The 16,908-nt window shown below is 31.8% G+C and carries 10 protein-coding genes; 2 read left to right on the forward strand and 8 right to left on the reverse strand.

What is annotated here, in order from left to right; all coding sequences use genetic code 11:
• Nucleotides 1-384: 384 nt before the first annotated feature.
• Genes B0A66_RS11905 through B0A66_RS11920 form a run of 4 tightly spaced genes read right to left on the reverse strand, consistent with a single transcriptional unit; the run spans nt 385 to nt 11,607 of the window.
• Complete coding sequence (locus tag B0A66_RS11905; RefSeq protein ID WP_165766610.1) at nt 385-5,424, reverse strand: RHS repeat domain-containing protein; 5,040 nt, start codon at nt 5,422-5,424, stop codon at nt 385-387.
• A 44-nt stretch (nt 5,425-5,468) separates the two neighbouring features.
• A complete protein-coding gene (locus B0A66_RS11910; protein WP_089050068.1) occupies nt 5,469-10,466 on the reverse strand; it encodes a hypothetical protein in 4,998 nt (1,665 codons plus the stop codon).
• Between the two features lie 15 nt (nt 10,467-10,481).
• A complete protein-coding gene (locus B0A66_RS11915; RefSeq protein ID WP_244283451.1) occupies nt 10,482-11,087 on the reverse strand; it encodes a hypothetical protein in 606 nt (201 codons plus the stop codon).
• Nucleotides 11,074-11,607, reverse strand: a complete 534-nt coding sequence (locus B0A66_RS11920; protein ID WP_089050070.1) for an OmpH family outer membrane protein — start codon at nt 11,605-11,607, stop codon at nt 11,074-11,076. Before B0A66_RS11920 ends, B0A66_RS11915 begins: the two co-directional genes overlap by 14 nt.
• Nucleotides 11,608-11,986: 379 nt before the next feature.
• On the opposite strand from B0A66_RS11920, the gene B0A66_RS11925 reads away from it, so the two are divergent.
• Nucleotides 11,987-12,691 carry a hypothetical protein gene (locus tag B0A66_RS11925; protein ID WP_244283453.1) on the forward strand — a complete coding sequence of 235 codons (705 nt, stop codon included), beginning with the start codon at nt 11,987-11,989 and terminating at the stop codon, nt 12,689-12,691.
• Between the two features lie 265 nt (nt 12,692-12,956).
• A complete protein-coding gene (locus B0A66_RS11930) occupies nt 12,957-13,412 on the forward strand; it encodes a hypothetical protein (protein WP_089050071.1) in 456 nt (151 codons plus the stop codon).
• A gap of 302 nt (nt 13,413-13,714) precedes the next feature.
• Here B0A66_RS11930 and B0A66_RS11935 read toward each other — a convergent pair whose 3' ends face one another.
• The 4 genes from B0A66_RS11935 to B0A66_RS11950 are packed head-to-tail and all read right to left on the reverse strand — an operon-like array spanning nt 13,715 to nt 16,800.
• Nucleotides 13,715-14,851 (reverse strand): type II secretion system F family protein, encoded by a 1,137-nt coding sequence (locus tag B0A66_RS11935; RefSeq protein ID WP_089050072.1) that lies wholly within the window; start codon nt 14,849-14,851, stop codon nt 13,715-13,717.
• Nucleotides 14,841-15,317 (reverse strand): PulJ/GspJ family protein, encoded by a 477-nt coding sequence (locus B0A66_RS11940; protein ID WP_089050073.1) that lies wholly within the window; start codon nt 15,315-15,317, stop codon nt 14,841-14,843. The genes B0A66_RS11935 and B0A66_RS11940 overlap by 11 nt, the downstream gene beginning before the upstream one ends.
• A complete protein-coding gene (locus B0A66_RS11945; RefSeq protein WP_089050074.1) occupies nt 15,299-15,643 on the reverse strand; it encodes a hypothetical protein in 345 nt (114 codons plus the stop codon). Before B0A66_RS11945 ends, B0A66_RS11940 begins: the two co-directional genes overlap by 19 nt.
• The gene (locus tag B0A66_RS11950; RefSeq protein WP_244283455.1) at nt 15,631-16,800 is read right to left on the reverse strand and encodes a hypothetical protein; all 1,170 of its coding nucleotides are present in this window, start codon (nt 16,798-16,800) and stop codon (nt 15,631-15,633) included. Before B0A66_RS11950 ends, B0A66_RS11945 begins: the two co-directional genes overlap by 13 nt.
• Between the last annotated feature and the right edge of the window lie 108 nt (nt 16,801-16,908).

Here is a 16,908-nt window from a genome sequence, read left to right on the forward strand (position 1 = left end):
CGCTATTTCAGGACAAGACACTTTCTTAAAAAAAAAAAGCAACTCATTATGAGTTGCTTTTTTTTTTGATTTTGTTTGTGTCTTATTGCGGAGTACAGAAAAATAGTAAACTATTTTTTGAGCATATAGAAATTGTTGGAGTAATTTAAACCATAAATATTATTAAAAAGAAGATTATTATCCCAAAAAATATAACACCTATCATATGATTCAATGAACTATTTTCATCTTTTTTTTTAGTATTACTACCTAAAGGCCATATTTTTGAAAAAGGAGTGTAGGAAGAAAATCTTATCAAATTTATTGTATTGATATAAATATATCTTATGAGCGCTCCTAAAAATTCAAGTAAATATCTTCCTAAAATTATTTGTATAAAATCCATTAATTTTGTTTTTCAATTTTTTTAGCACCAGCTTTTGTTATAGTAATAAAATTTTTAGTATTAATTTGTGTTAATGCTTTGTTTGTATATCTTATTATAGCTCCTCTAGTGGCAGGTGCTAACTTTGTTATAAAAGTACCTTTAAATGCTGAGCCAAATGTTGCAACATTAAATTTTGAGACGAGTCCAACTTTAAGGGGAGAAGGGAAGATAGTTGTAATTGTATTTACTCCAGAATTTAACACTTCTTGAGGAGATGCTCCCTCACGATTTAGATGCATACCTGAACTTGATTTTGAAATATTCCTTGTAGTGTATACATAAGCATCATCTGCCATTCCATAAGCTACATTCCCTGCTATTTTTAAAGTTGATTTTAAAAAGTTATCATTGTCATTTGACTTTAAATAGTTTTCTTTAATATTTCCAAAAAAGTTTGGTTTGTATTCAGAAATTAAATCCTCATGTTGGTAATTAAGATTTCTAGGGTAAGTCAATTCAAATGAACCAACATTTGCCCCATTTTGCATAGAGTGTGAATAAGTTTCTTGATAGAAAACATCAGGACCAGCCTGAACAATTCTGCTAATTTCTTTACCATTTGAATCTAAATAAATAATATCATCTGCTTTGCCCCCATCTTTATCAATCATTCTAATTGGATTATTACCCATCCCCAAATAAGGCGAAGCATATTGTCCATATGGGTCAGTCGACAGCCATCTTCCTAAACGACCATCCCAAAGGCGTAATTGAAAAGCTTCCATATTGGTTTCTCCGTCCAGCTCCTGCCCCTGAAAAGCGTAACGGTAATTTAATGAATTACGACTAGGCAACAACTCCCCAAAAGGGTAGTAGTCTGCAAATGATTTAATAACTGGATTACCACTTTCTTTTTCTATTACAGCCCTAACATTTCCTAAATGATCTTTGATTTCATAACTTGCGACGGCGCTTGCTTTTTTATAAACTCCTAGGCGGTCTAACCCGTAAATAGGCAATTCTGCTTGTGTTATGCTTCCACCATTGGCTTGATTGTATACAGCCAATGTATTGCCTGATAAATCCAGTTGATAGAAAGTAGTATTTTGCAATGCAAAAGTAGTGGTGTTATAACTTTCTTTCTTAACACGTTGCCCTCTCTCATTGTAAAAGAACTTCACTAAAGTATTAGCTCCCTTTTTTATTTCGGTTACTAATCCTGGTGTATTGTAAAAGTAATATAAATTTTCAGAAACATTTTGTATTAGTTGTCCTATTGCATCGTATTTATAATTATTTGGAGCTTGCGTTTCAATATCTGTAGGATCCGCTGTTGCTACACGATCAGTAATGCTGAGCAATTGGTTTGTAGTATGCTTAGTATTTCCTGATTTTTCTTCTTCATAATTATAATAGTACTCCAAATCATCTGTAAAAGTTCCCGTTTCATTGGTACGCTGCAATGTTATTATATTACCATTAGGATCGTAACGTATCCCTTTTTCAGCATAACTGGTTGTTGGATTAATAGCTGCAGTTGCTGCATTTACATTTCCAAAATTAGCACTGGTCAGCCAGTTATTGCGATCATAATTGTATAAATATCCTTTTTGGTTCGCAATACCTCCCGAGTAATCACCTGCAGCACCTTTATTGGTCCAACGTGCTGCTTTTATATTTCCGTTATAATCAGATCCTGCAGAAGGAGAAGAAATAATATTTGTTCCAGTTCGTAAATAGTCACCATTGTAGTAATCTAATGTTAATCCAAAAATATCATTAGAATCTCCGCCTGGATCTTTGGCAGGTTCTAAACTAGGATGATTGATACTTTTAAGTTGTCCGCCTAAGGTATACACATAGTCTAATCCCTGCGCGCCTTGAGCAATATTTGTACGCTTTAGTTCTCCTGTCTGATAATAAGTATAATCAGCATGTGTGCTAAAGTTTATGTTATTAACAGAAGTTTCGACTTTTGTTAGTACATCATTCATATTATAAGAGTAGCGATGAATAAACAACTCATCTGCTTTATCTTTCTGGAATACGACTTGTCTTATATTTGATTTGTAATCGTAATCATAATGAACGGTTTTTGCTCCTAAACCTTCCGTATACTGAACAATCCATTCCGCTCTTCCGTATAAATCATAACTGTACCATGTAATATTTGAAATTGTTGCACCCGGCTTTGAATAAGTAATAGCAACATTTCCGGCTAAGTTATTTTGAATATAATTTGTATTACTAATACTTGAGGCCGTTAAAACTTCTGATAATGTTAGATTTGAAGGAAGTAGTACAGATGTCGAATTATTAGTAGGATCATCGTAAATAATGAAATTTTGTTCTGTACGACCTTGAGTACCTGAAGGTAGATTGGACATGTTTGAAGCTGAATCCCAATTAGTTGCAAGAACGCCGCTTTCAATTGGTCTCGCTAAATAATCATAATCTGTATAGGAAATTTTATTATCACTCTGCAATGCATTTTGTGAAAAACGAATTTGTCCGTCACTTCTATAATTGAACTTATTTACGCCTTCATCAAGACTTGATACCTCAATGAGTTGGTTTAGGGCATCATACTTATAGGTTGTAAAAAAATTGTTAGTATGAAATGGTATCATATTCGCAGGAACTTTACCAATACTATTACTTACAGGAAGACTGTTTGGTTGTAAAGCTTTTATTAGTTGTCCCGTTTTGTTGTAAACATTTATGGTATAATCATAGTAATTTACATCGTAGGTAACACCTCCATCCTGTGGAAGAACACTACTAATATCATCGTTTGAAGTGGGACGAAAAGTTAATCCTAAAGCGAAAATAGGTTTTGTAATTAACTCTATTCTATATAGACCGGGACTTATAGCGCTTTTTTCGCCAAGAGTTAATAAATTTCCTGTCCTTAAATTGTAAACATTATATAAAGATGCGTTTCCAATAAATTGGAAAGTACTTTCACATCCAACTGGTAGATGTATGTCGACAAAGCCTTGTGAACCTATCAGGGATGTTAGTTTCGAAAATCGGGTTCCGCCAGATTTAGCGGTTGCCAATGTTTTGCCTTCAGTGTCCGTAAATAATATATTTTCTTCTCCATTAGGATCAACAGTAACAGTTTTAAAAGCTTTAAAATTAAAAATAGTATTATTGGGATCATTAAAGACAGCCGTAACGTCGTCTACAGCTTTTACCTCTCCATAAGTATTCCAGCTTCCGGCTAGTGTTTTAGCAGGATTTGATAAGTTTAGAGGTAGGTCTATAATTTCATTCGCTTTTCTAAAAGAAATTTCATTAAAGATTTGAACAGTCTTAATCTCTCCTCCAATAAGCATTTTATAAAGTTTACCTCTTTCTAAAGGATAATTTGCCTGTACTGCATAAGGATTTGCTTCTAATTGAATCATTAGATTATGATTCAGATCTGGAATTGATTCTATCGGAGTAACATTGCTTTCTGCGTTAATAATACGCATATAATAAGCAGATAATCCTAAATTATCATATTCAGGATATTGTTTTTTATAAATGTAGGATTCAATATCTCGATTATTTTCAAGATAATCTGTTCCATACATATAATAGGGTTCCTGTGCCGCTGGCATAGTGTAGGAATAACCTGTTTTCCATTCGCCATTTATTTTGTTTCCCCCAACTACATTTATAATATTATCAGGATTTAGTATATCGTAGTTATTTTGAATAAACGGATCAGTTGCTGTCGCCTGATAAGGTTCATCTGTATTATTATCACTGTAATAATTAATTAAGCCTTCATTTGGTGTTGAAGGAGCTAAAATTGCTGCTTTAATTATAAAAGAACTGCCTGAAGTTGCGGTAACTGAAAATGAATTACTTAATGTTATCGTCGGAGCAGTTAATGTTACTGTTAACCCAGGACTTACTGCACCAGTTGCGGTGATTGACTGTTTCGCTTTATAATCTTTATTTACTGAAATATTATTAAGTGGAAGAACAGTAGGGTAAATTTCTATTGTCTGACCAGGAACGGTTTTTAAAAAATTTGCTTTGTCAAAATTTCTAAAAATTGATGGTGCAATAAAGGATGTTTTATCTGGTCTGCCTAAGTTATCATAAACAGTTTCTGTTCCCCAGATTCTGTTAGTAACGTAATCTTTAGATAAATTTACATCCGGTTTGCCTAAATCGTCAAAATAAGATCTTGATTCACTTGTAGGATTTCCTTTGCTGTCGTATGAAACGTTGTGAAGCCAGTTGAAAAGGTTATCATTAGAAATGATTACTTCTGATCCTTCATTAATATCTCTTTTAAAATCAAAATAACAACCAGAGGTAATCGTAAGAGTTGCTCCATTATGATAGAACACTAAATAGTTTGATTGTATTTTAGCTCTATAGTTTGTATCAATATTCCCTTGTTTAATAGCTCCTAATTCAATATCTCTTACAGGTACACCAGTGTTCAAATACATTATTTCACCAGTTTTTAAAGAACATGAATTTGACCAGGAGCCAGTAATTTTTAGTTGTACGGTTCCATTTTTTATCGATAAAAAACCATTGCTACTTCCTTGTCCTGGAATACAATTAAAAACATCAGGTAAATTATTAGAATAATTAATTCCTGCTGCAAAATTAGAAGGGGATAAGCTTATGTCCGTATTTACGTTTGTTACTTCATTAGCTAATGAATAGATTATTAACTTATTGTTTTCAATTTTTAAATTATATCCATTTGATATTCCTCCAGAACTTGTCAATATGGCTCCTAGATCCAGATCAGGCAGACTTGGAGAAATAGTTAATGTTTTTATAATACCGGTTTTCATTGGACCCTGACTCCAAGAACCACTAAATCGGACTGATAATACATTGTCAACGACAGATAAACTTCCGATAGAAGTTCCATTTGTTGTAGCAATATCGTTTAATTCTAAATTTACATTGTAGTCAGGATAATTTCCAAACAGATCTAAATTAAAAGAATTGAATTTTGTTTTGTAAGGTGTTCCGGGGTTTCCAAAAAGAAAAAGCGGGAATAAGATTAAACTATATAAATATCTTTTCATAGATTTTGTCATTATGTTTTTGCAAACTGTTTAAAAGAATTGCCTTATAAAAACTTGTGATTATAAGTGTTGGATTTTGATAATTTGAAACCACCAATAATTCCATTTGATGCATCATCAATAATTTCTGAATAGGTTTTAATAAGTTTTCCTGCTGCATCATATTCAAATCTCATCGCAAGACCATTATTTCCAATAATATGAGTTAACTCGTCATATTCATTATACACATAACCTTTTATAGAAGAGGATAGGGGACGAATCATTAAATCATCAAAATAGACTGTTGTTCCATCTGCTGATGTAGCAAAAACAGAGTTTAATACAAGAGGTAAATCTATAGTACTGGTCTTTAAAACCCAGTTGCCCGCTGTATAAGATTCTTTAAAAGCTTCTATTGTACCGTTAATATTTAATCTTGCTTTTTCAGCGGTTGCTTTTTTTACCCACACAGAAACTTTATATTTCGAGGCTGGGCCTATTGGTACTCCATTTATTGCTGAGCGACGAATAAAAACACCAAAAGAAGAAGAGCTTGTAGCTTCTACAGAATATTTTCCAGTGTGAAAGTATGAAGTATTTCTTTTTGCATTTACCATTTTTATTTCTGGTTCCAGCCAATTGGATCCGACAGATGAAGTACTTTCTGTGCCGATAATATTTTCAGCTCCACAATAAAACATCTCACTGTAAGCGGCGTTACCTGTTGACATTATTTTGGAGTCATTATCACCCATTTTGATAGAATTATAATTACCATTTACATCCATTTGCTCTACTGGTGCAGAAAAATGGTCATAAAGACTAACTTGAGAAACCTGCTTCCATTGGGCAGGTTGAAATCCTATTCCAATAGTCCAGTTAAAGTTGTCATCTCCGCTATTTGTCGTAGAGTTGTAATTAGTAAACATACCGTTTTCATCTTTTGTTCCGTTCCACACGTAAGTTTTATACTTTCTCCAAATTTTTTGAGAAGCAGGAGCAGATGCGTTAACACTAGTTAGATTTCCTTCAATATCCTTATAGTTCCAAAGGTTGTTCCAGGTTGTGAGACCAACACCAGTTTCTTTCCATTTGTTGCTGTTTTTATCCCAGATGTAAGAATAATTAGCAGCTGTCTGTGATAACATGTTTTTATTGTTGTAATTATCAGCTTTCGAACCCATTTCAGGATATTTAACATAAGCAGGAATAACTTTTGTTTTATGAGATTGACCATCACTTGAGGTTGTGGTTGTTTCTAATACTTGCCCTGTTAAAAAATCAAATTTATTATATGTAGTCATACTTGATTGACCATTTTCAAAAAGTTTGCTACTTTGTATCATTGTCGGATAAGTAGTTTTTGAAGAAATATTTAAATGAAAAAAGCCTTCATATTTTCCAATATCCTTGTTTTCAGTATATGAATTTTTATATGAATTAAAAGTTTCTTTAACCAGGCCTTGTTTAATTTTAGATGTTGGAATATAGTTGTTTTCTAATTTTTTTAATAATTGATTAGATTTGTTGTATCGTTCTTGCTTAATTAAAGCCCCCATCATAGCGAAATTGTTTGTAATATCATATTTGTACTTCGTTAATTTTGGGTTTGAAAAAGTTGTTATATTTAGAGGTATATCATCTTCATTTTGAATTTTTTTTATTTTTAAAATTTCACCTAATGAGTACTCCTTAGAAGTTACAACTTCTGGGCTAACCGTTTTAAAATAGTATTTAGTTATATCCTGGTCTGTTTCTACCTTAACAGTATTGTACATTACACTTGGAGGAGGTAACTCCGCCATGTATTTTATGTTTTTTTCGTAATTCGATGGAGCATAGGAGGTTATACCTGATGATTTATAATTAAGATCTCCTTTGCTTTGACTATAGCCATCTTGATTATAATAATAATTAGTATTGTAATTTTTTTCATTTGCATTAACTGTAATTTGTTTTACACGCAAACCACCCCCATTTTGGTCTGTATTAACTTTATTTGAATATATTGAATATAAAAATGTATAAGCAGTTCTGTCAGAACAACCTCCTGAAAGGTCAGGGAATTCATTTCGTTTTTTTGTGTGAAGCCTTGCCATTTCATAGCTGTACTGCGTGTTAAATAACAAATCTAATCCACCGTCAGAATTTGTCGTATTACCTTCTAAATCTGTTTCAAAAGTTACACTTGTATCGGATACCGCAACAACATCTACCTCCTTATCCTCTATGTCTACGCTACCTTTTCTTTCATAACAACTGAAATCTCTATATTCGTGAAGAATACCAGCCCATATATTAACTTTTGCTTTTTGATTAACAGTGAAAAATAAAGGAAAATTGATTTGGTATGAATTATTAGGGTCTAAATTTTCGACTACAAATCTTAATTTATCTGAGTTTTTTGAAAACGTAAATTTCAAGTCATTTTTAAATCTGTTTTCATACTTTACAGCTTCAGTATAATAATCATCTTCTTCATATTTTATTGAAATATTAGCGCCAGTAGGATGTGTAATTCTATTTAAATTCCATGCTGTGGCATCACTCTTGTTAAATCCCCAATCATCAGAATTATTGACATTGTATTGTTGATTTGGATTTTCATATTGAAAAACATACGGGGGAAGTACCTGAATTCCATTTTTTCCTTTATAAGTAAGTTTGTTTAATGTTAGTCTTCCAAAAGTACTATTGACTCCGTTAGGAGTTCCTTTAGCAAGGCTATAGTCGTAGCTGAAATCAATTGTCTTAGTTGAGTAGTTTTGAACATTAGGAAAATAGTAATCAATATCTTTATTGTCTAATACATTGCTGTAAAACTCCCCAGACCATCTAGAGTTGTAAATGGGACTGTTATTTATTTCTTCATCGATTGTTCCATCTGAATATCCAACTTTCCCTGATTCTGACATGTTAATAGTTGCTGTAACTTTTGATAACTGCTCTGAAGGATTTGAATTTCTAAAATTTAATGGGATATCTTTGTTTTTTACAACAATAATTTTATCCAATTTTAATAAAGTATGCTGTTCTTTTTTATAATTTGTTTTAAGTGTATAGATAGCTTCATGATTAACAGCCATTTTCATTGTAGGAAACGACCCCAAAACATTTAAATAGTACAATCTCTTTTCTAAATCATAGAATCCTAATTTATTTGCTTTTCCATTTTTAGTATATTCTTTATCCGTACTTTCCGGAATAGAAATAGCATCAGATCGTTCGTTTTTTACAAAAAGCGCTGTATGAGTTCTTGTTTTTATGGCATCTAAATAATATATTTCTTTTATTCCCCATTCATAAAGTTTTGAAGTTGGGGTGATTTTATAATCACTACCTCTCGGTGTTCTCCATGTATAACCATCACTCCATTTTCCGTATTCAAAAGTTACCCAATATCCCAAATCTTTGTCGTTTATTGTCCCATCACCATCATCTACAAAATCAGAACCTGTAATAGCGGTTAAAAGCCAGTGAGTTGCATATGGGGCTACTTGAAACTCTTCGTAAAATTTATTACTAATATCTTCATCGTACTTTGATGATCTTGAGAATTTTTCTTTTTGATATACAGGTAGCGTATAATGGTATGTTTTACCATCAGGGGTTGTAATTTTAAATGCACCAATTCCATCTTTAGGAATGGAAGTTGTAGTTCGGTTAAAATTCTTTAAATTATATATTAAATTTGGATTAGAAATAATTTGCTGATTAGTATAAGTTTCTATGTAAGATGATCCTCTTTTACGTTTATTTTCTGAATTATAACCATTGAAATTATTTCCGTCGATATTTACAGTACTATTTAAGGAAGACGTTGGAGAATCAACATTTGTAAATCCCTCTAATATAGTTGCTGGCGTACCATCCCATTTATCAGAATCAATATTTATATATGACTCATAAGTGTTGTTGAAGTAAAAATGAAGATCATTAGAATTCAGGTTTTTATTAAGGGGATTTCTGTTATAGTATAGGTTTTTGAAATCTATACCATCTACTTTAAATGTTTCTGTTTTTGGAGTTAATGTTCCATATTCAAGAATTTTAGGACTAATATCTCCTGTAATTCCTTGGCCACTTACAGAATAAAAATCATATGTAGGTAGGATAATATTGTTTCCGATTAAAGATTCGTCACTTTGGTCATAATTTGCCGTATAAGTATCAAATCCGACTTTTGATAGAATAGTGCTATTTTTTGCGCTATCTAAATTATTAGAATACAATGTTCCTACTCCAATATCTTTATTAGTATCAAAGTAATGATATCTTAATTTAGAAAAAGAATAATTTATCTGAAATAAAAAGACGTTTATGTCTACTCCAACTCTGTCTCCGACCTGTCTTACACTGTAACTTGAACTTTGAGTACTTCTATGAGATCCGGTGTAATTTACTAAATTTATGCCCGTTGAATTGTTTGAATTAGTAGAGGATGATCTTCCTGTACTATTCATTTTTATATCAGCTGTTGCTGATATTGAACTACCATCTGATCCTGTACTGACATCCAAACCATATCCACTAGCATTTACTCCTCCATCAAAATTGTAACTATTTTGACCTCCAAAAGCCTTGTTTTCAGAGTAAGATCCATACAGGCCTACTGTGTATTTACCAGATCCAAGTCCTACACCTACACTAAAATTGTGTTGAGAAATTTCTCCTCCTGGATCAAATACTATTGATGATACATTTTCTTGTTTCCAATCATCAGGATATCCACTTACGGCTCTATTAATTGCCCCTGGATTTAAACTCCAGCCTAGACCAACCCACGAAGCATCTTGATCAGATGCAATTCCTGCATGATAAGATAAGGTTAGTGGATAGCCTCCTTCAGGAGAAGGTACGTCTAATAAAGGCATAACATAGCTAAGGTCTCCAGTAGCTAAATTAACCATATCAGTTGCATCTACAGGTTCAAAACTTGTCGACTCTGGCGCAACTGGTCCATTGGTAGACGCAAATAAATCGACAGGGAAAATTGTTGGAAAAATAATCAACAAGAAAAAAGTGGCAATGAAACGATGGCGTTTGTGGTATTTTGTCATGGTAATGAATTCAGTTTAAAAACGTAATTGAGGTTCGTTGAGTAAGGCTTTGGTATTTAGTTTAAATTTTATATCTCCTGTTTCGAGTCCTAAATCTTCAACAACAAAATTTAAGTACTCTTCGTTCATGTATTTTTTGTCACGCGGATAAACAATCATTATAGAGGTAGCATTACTCATTCCGTACATTCGCGGGTAAATAAAGTCAGTCATGGAGAGTGTATCTTTTGAAGGGGTATAGAGATGTATTTTTTCTTCCATACCAAAAGCCAGATCATTAACCATTTGTCCAAATTTGGCTTTGTCCTGACTTACGCTATTCAATAACTCCTGGTTGTTTTTTGACATCGAAAGATTGAAGTAGAGGTATTGATTATATCGCTTTCTTAGTTTTTCAATTTGTGCCGGATTTCTATCTTCTCCTAATTCTTGTTGCACTAAGAGGTCAGTGGGGCGATATTGTAAAACATAGTCGACATTTGCAACTGTTTTTTTATAGTTGTATCCGTTATTTTCCTTCTGTAGGTATTCATTAAGTTTTTCCTGCGTATCAAAAGTGTTACTGCAAGAAGAACAAATGAATAGGACTAAAAGGAGTGTGTAAAGTTTATTTTTTATCATACTCAGCATTAAGACCTTTTAAGATTTCTTCAGTTAAGTCTGTAGACTCATCTGCATACATAATGTTTCCGCCACCGCTTGCGCCAAATATAATTTTATGATTATGATCTTTTCCGTATTGTTTTATGTAGTCGTTAATGTCATTAATTACAGTTTGAGTCACTTTTTTATCCTCTTCCTGAATTTTTTTCTGGATAGATTCCTGATAACCGTTAATTTGTTGTTGTTTATTTGACAGTAATTCTTGTTTCAGTTTTAATTCTTTTGGAGATAAAGCTGCTCTTTCTTTTTCGTAATTTTTTAATTCATTTTGCCAATTGCTAACCAAAGAGTCTACATTAGCTTTCATAAGACTTGACTTTTTTTCAAATTCAGCTTGCGCTATTTTTGTTTTATTATATCCGGAAATAAGTTTATTAACATCCACATATACTAAGGTTGAGCTGGACTTCGTGATATAAATTGCAAATATGCTTAATAGTACTGCTGCTACAGCAGTATAGAGAGGGGCTTTTTTCATTTTTTTAAACAGAATAATTTTGTGCAAGGTTAGTGTTTTAATATTAATTTAACAAGTCGTTTATGTCTTAAAATTGTTATTTTTTGAATTTTAAAGAATAAAAAAATCATTCTAAATAGTGAAATGGTGTAGGTTTTAAGTTTTATTATTTTATAGAACACGACTACTGAAGAATGCTTCAAATAATTTTAAAAAAAATAAAAAACTAAAGAAAAACCCTATTTTAATATTTTTTAAAGGTGCGATTTCCTGTTCAAGCTATAATTTTACCAAAAAGTTTAGAAGTAAAAAAACAAGTATGAATTGAATTTTATAGATTTGTATAATCTATAGATTCTTAAAAAAGATCAATTTGGAGACAATTATAAAATTTAGAGCAATGAAATACGTTAATTCACTATTTTTATTTTTAATGTTTTTATATTCAAACTCTTACGCTCAGTTGAGTTCTGATAAAATATTCGAAAGTTTTAAACAGGGAGAACGTACAAATTGTTCATCAATCGCTTTTATTAAAGCAGCATTAAACATTTATGGAGTAGATAATCTTTTTGTGATCGAAACAGTAAATGATAGTTTGCACAAAATAACACTAAAAAATAACTCATCATTTACGATCAACAATGAAGAAATAAGTAAAGCGAGATTTTCTGCTGGTTTTGTATTCATTAAAAAGAATCCGGAAAGTGAACAAATAACAAATTATGCTGTAATGGCTTACGCAGTCATGGCAAAGTATAAACAAATTATTGACAATCAGGCTACTTTTGATAAAGCTTTAGAAGATTTAGAAGATGGAGCCGTTTATACACCTACTATTTATAAATATTTAGGATTTAAACAAGGCAAGCAGATACAAAAGCTAAAACGACACGCAGGAAGTGAATACTGTGGCGTTGTGGCATGGTCAAATGCACATGCCGTCTTTGTATGTCAGGAATTTATGGACTATTACGGAAACAAAAAAAGCTTATGGGCAAAATACCCGGGACGTTTTAGAGTAGTAAATTCTTCTGAAGAAGTAAAAAACAATTTTATTAATAATAACGAAGTAGACAAAAATACAGCATCAAATTTAAACTGATAGTTTTTGAATGTTCTGTGACTTAGAAGCTCTTGTTTCTTTTATTTAGAAATGAAGGCTTCATAAAATTAGATACAAGATTTATTTTTGTAAATGTATCAGGCTCAGCTCTTAATTAAATTACAATTGACTGTGCTATTTTACCTAATAAAGGGTTACAGAATAGTATTAAAAGGTATTTTTTACTAAAAAAAACACCAATAAACTTGGAACTTAAGTTAATTTATTTATTTTTGCTATATCAAAAACCAAAACATTGAAGTAAATGAAGACAAAAATTATTTTTTTACTATGTGCTCTTTTTTTCTTGACAACTGGAGCCATTACAGCACAGGCAAAGAATGCTCCTAGAAGTATAATCAGTACAACAGCTATCATCCGTAAGTACCATGATCAAAAAGAATTAAGTGGTATGCAAAAAGGAGAACTTTTGGAATTGTACATCGAGCGAATTAAAGTATTAGTGAAAACTCTTCCTTATATTGCTTTGGTGACAAAACCGGGTGTTACAATGGCAGACTTAGGTATTCCAGACGACAACGAACACAAAAAAGTATTAGATGGTCAAGCAGTTGGAACAACTACTTTCTTAGATACTACGGTAGATTTCCAAAGAAAGATGATGCCTTACTCAGATAAAGGTAATCTTATCGCGGCAATCTTGTTTTACGAGAACACATTAAAATCTTTACATGAATTCAACGAGTTGAACGAAATGTAAGATTTAAAAATAGAAATTATTTTAAAAAGGGATGAGTATTGTACTCATCCCTTTTTTTGTTCTAGGTATACTAAAAACAGTAATAACAACTCTTACTTAGGTTTTTTTGTCATTTTAGGGGCGTATCAAAGTCTATATTTACATATTACTCTAATAATACTTTAAAAGCATAAGGCTAGATATTTTTGAAAATGGCAATGTTTGAAAATCTACAATTATTGGTCAAGTTAATAATTGGATTTAGGTTTAATTTTCACATCGCCTTAAACATTTTTATACCAATTTTAGTATTTATATTTTCTTTACCCTATAGCACTACTCAGTTGAAACATTGGTAAATACATAGCAACCAAAAGTACAGCTACTAGAATACCTACAAAGAGAATAATAAAAGGTTCTAAAACAGTCGTCATTGCTTTAGATTGTTGTACCACTTCTTGATTGTATTGTTCACTTAATTGTTTAAAAACGTATTCTGTTTGGTTAGTTTCTTCGGCTACTTTTACAAGCGATATGATGCGATTGTCAAAAATGGGTGTTTTTTTTAGACTGGAACTTAGGCTGTTTCCTTTTAAAATACTTTGCTCTACTTGTTCGAGGGCTTCTTGCAATGGAACAAAATGAATCATTTTTTTGACCATTTGAATGCTATTTAGCAGCGGAACCTTTGCTGTAGTAAGTAAGGTAACTGCTTGTGTAAATTGTGCCAGATATACTTTATTCATAAATGTTCCTAAGACCGGAATTTTGAGTAATGAATAGTGTAAGACTCTTTTGTACTTTACATTGTTCTTGAAAAATTGAGTTGAAAAAATAAAAATAAGTATAAATAGAAAAAAGTATAATCCATAAGTTTTAGTTAAGACTGATAACCGAACAATTAGCTGGGTTAAAAAAGGCAACTCCATATTGTTTTGTTTAAAGATATCCTGAAACATGGGCACAACATAACTTAACATAAATACAACCACTAAAACTGCTGTACTTAATACAATAGTAGGGTAGGTAAGTGCGGCTATTATAATTCTTTTTTGCTCGTTTTTGCGTTCAAAAAAATAGCCTAATTCATGACAAACCTGTGCAGTAGTTCCTGTTTCTTCACCAATTTTGATAGAATAATATTCGTATTCGGTAAAGGATTTAGAAGCAGCAAGTGCATCAGAAAAAGGTTTTCCGTTAACCACCTGATTGAGTATGGTCTGGATAAGTTCTTTGTCGGCATCTTTTTTTAAGGATTCGATAATTAAAGACAATCCTTCTTTAAAACTGACACCGGCTTTTAAAAGAACCGCTAATTCCATATAAAAGGCCTGCTTTTTTTTATTGTTAAAACTAGTACCAAAAAGTGTGATTTCTTTTTTCAGAAAATGTTCTACACTAGTTGAATTTTTAGATGAAATTGTTTTTTTCTTAAGGGTGTTTTCTATTTTAAAGGCCATTTTCCTGATTCATAAAAAAGGTTATATCATTCTTCTTTGAGACAAAAATTGTATAGTCCGGTAACTCTGTTGCTGTAAATAGACTAATTGCATCAATGGGTCCCTCATTAATTTCTTTTCCCTTTAAAAAAGCTTTATTTGGAGTAATTTTCAATTGAATAGTATCAAGATTTCTCATGCTGTATTTTTCTCTAAAGGAATATGTTACTGTATCCATCTCTGAAATCATTACTAAAACTTTCGAAGCGTTGTTATAAGATATTGTATGTGGTTCGTTGAAATCCTGCCATAATTTTTGCTCAAAAAGGGCCAATGTACTTGTTTTTTCGAAGTTTGTTTGAATAGTATGAATTTGTTTCTGTACTATTCTTAAAACACTAAAAGCCATTCCGACAACGATAGCAGTTATAATCATAACAACGATTAATTCAGCTAGTGTAAATGATTTTATTTTTCTTGTAACCATAGTATCTGTTGTTTCGAAATTTCTTTTTTTGAACTGGTGTTTATTGCCAATATATTTATACTCTTTTGTACAGCATTTGTTTCCTGTTCAATGCTGATATTCCAGTTTTTATAACTTTCCTGGTACGGTAATTTTATAGTATTATTTTGTACTTCATATTCTAATTCATGAATCCTTGTTTCAATCGCATGAGTATTCTTAGAGAAGGTATTTACAAGTAAATTGTTGAGTATTAAACTCGCAATAATGAAAATAATAACGATTAACACTGTTGCCACAACAGCCTCAATTAATGTAGCAGATTTTATTTTTTTTAGTACAACCATTTTAAAACTGCCTTTGGTTCTTGTTCTAAAGGCATGCCTCCGTAAATAGCAGGAATGCCTTCATTTTCGATTGTTCCGTTATAAATATGATTTACAAAAATAGATCCCGACTGGTTTGCCATAAATTGTTTTGTATAAACCGATCCGGAAACTGTTCCCCGTAATTCGAAATTGCCATTGCAATAAACCTGCCCCATTATTTTGGCGTCTTTTTCTAAAACTATTTGTGTTTGAAAGTCTGGTGTTTCTTTAGTTTGCTGGTAACATATCGTTCCTTTAAATTGGGTACCAGTATCCATAAAAATTTGATTATTAAAAGGAATATTGGTGTTTTCTTGCTGATCAGTTTTATTATTCTGGTAGAGCATTAAAGCTGATGGATATCGCAAATTGCAATTTTTCCCCAAGACTATTTTTTTTGAAGCAATAACTTGAAAATTCCCTGTTGTTCCATCTTCAATTTCTACGATGGGTGCAATTAAAATGAGATCTGTAAGAAATGCGGTCTTCATTACTTTTATAGCACTTTCAGATTTAATGATGATATTACCTGAGATAATTTTATTTGCAATAATCAGAGGATCGATTGAGTAGAATCCTTTTGTTTGATTTTTAAAAGAATTCGTAATTTTTATATTAGAGTTCAGATTGATGAAGTCTTCCTGGCGTTGTATTTTGAAATCTTTTAGGTAATATGTTACACTTGTTACAAGATTTTTGTCAACAGCAGGTAAGTTGGCAGTACTTTTTTTTTCTTCTCCATAAATAAGCTGAGATCCATAATAACTGTTTCCTGCAATGTATCCGGAATTTACGCCTTGATGTGGTAAGTAAGCATTTCCTGTTATTTTAGTATTTCCAACCAAACTTAAGGCATTATGTGTTTCCTGAAGAAAGAGCGTAGGGGAGGTTTCTGTATTAATAAGTGAACCTATAAGCGCCGTTTTTGTAAATTTCTTTTTTCGGTATTGTGTAATGGTAATTCCTTTTTGAAAAATACCCCATTGCGATAAATGTGCGCTTATGGACTGATGTTGTTTTTTGCTAAAATCGAGTTGAGAGGTGTCTGTACTAAGATTATTCTGTTCCAATAAAGTTTGAATACCAAGATCAGCCAACTGAATGTTTTCTATTGCTCCCTTTGATTGTTCTTTCATGTAAATAAAAGTATAAGCATACAGAATCAACCCCGCAAGAAGTAAAGCTATAAGTACTGCAATAAACACAGTAAATTGCAAGGCACCAGATTTAATTTTAAACTTTAT

The sequence above is a fragment of the Flavobacterium hercynium genome (assembly GCF_002217285.1).
GTDB classification, from domain to species: Bacteria; Bacteroidota; Bacteroidia; order Flavobacteriales; family Flavobacteriaceae; genus Flavobacterium; species Flavobacterium hercynium.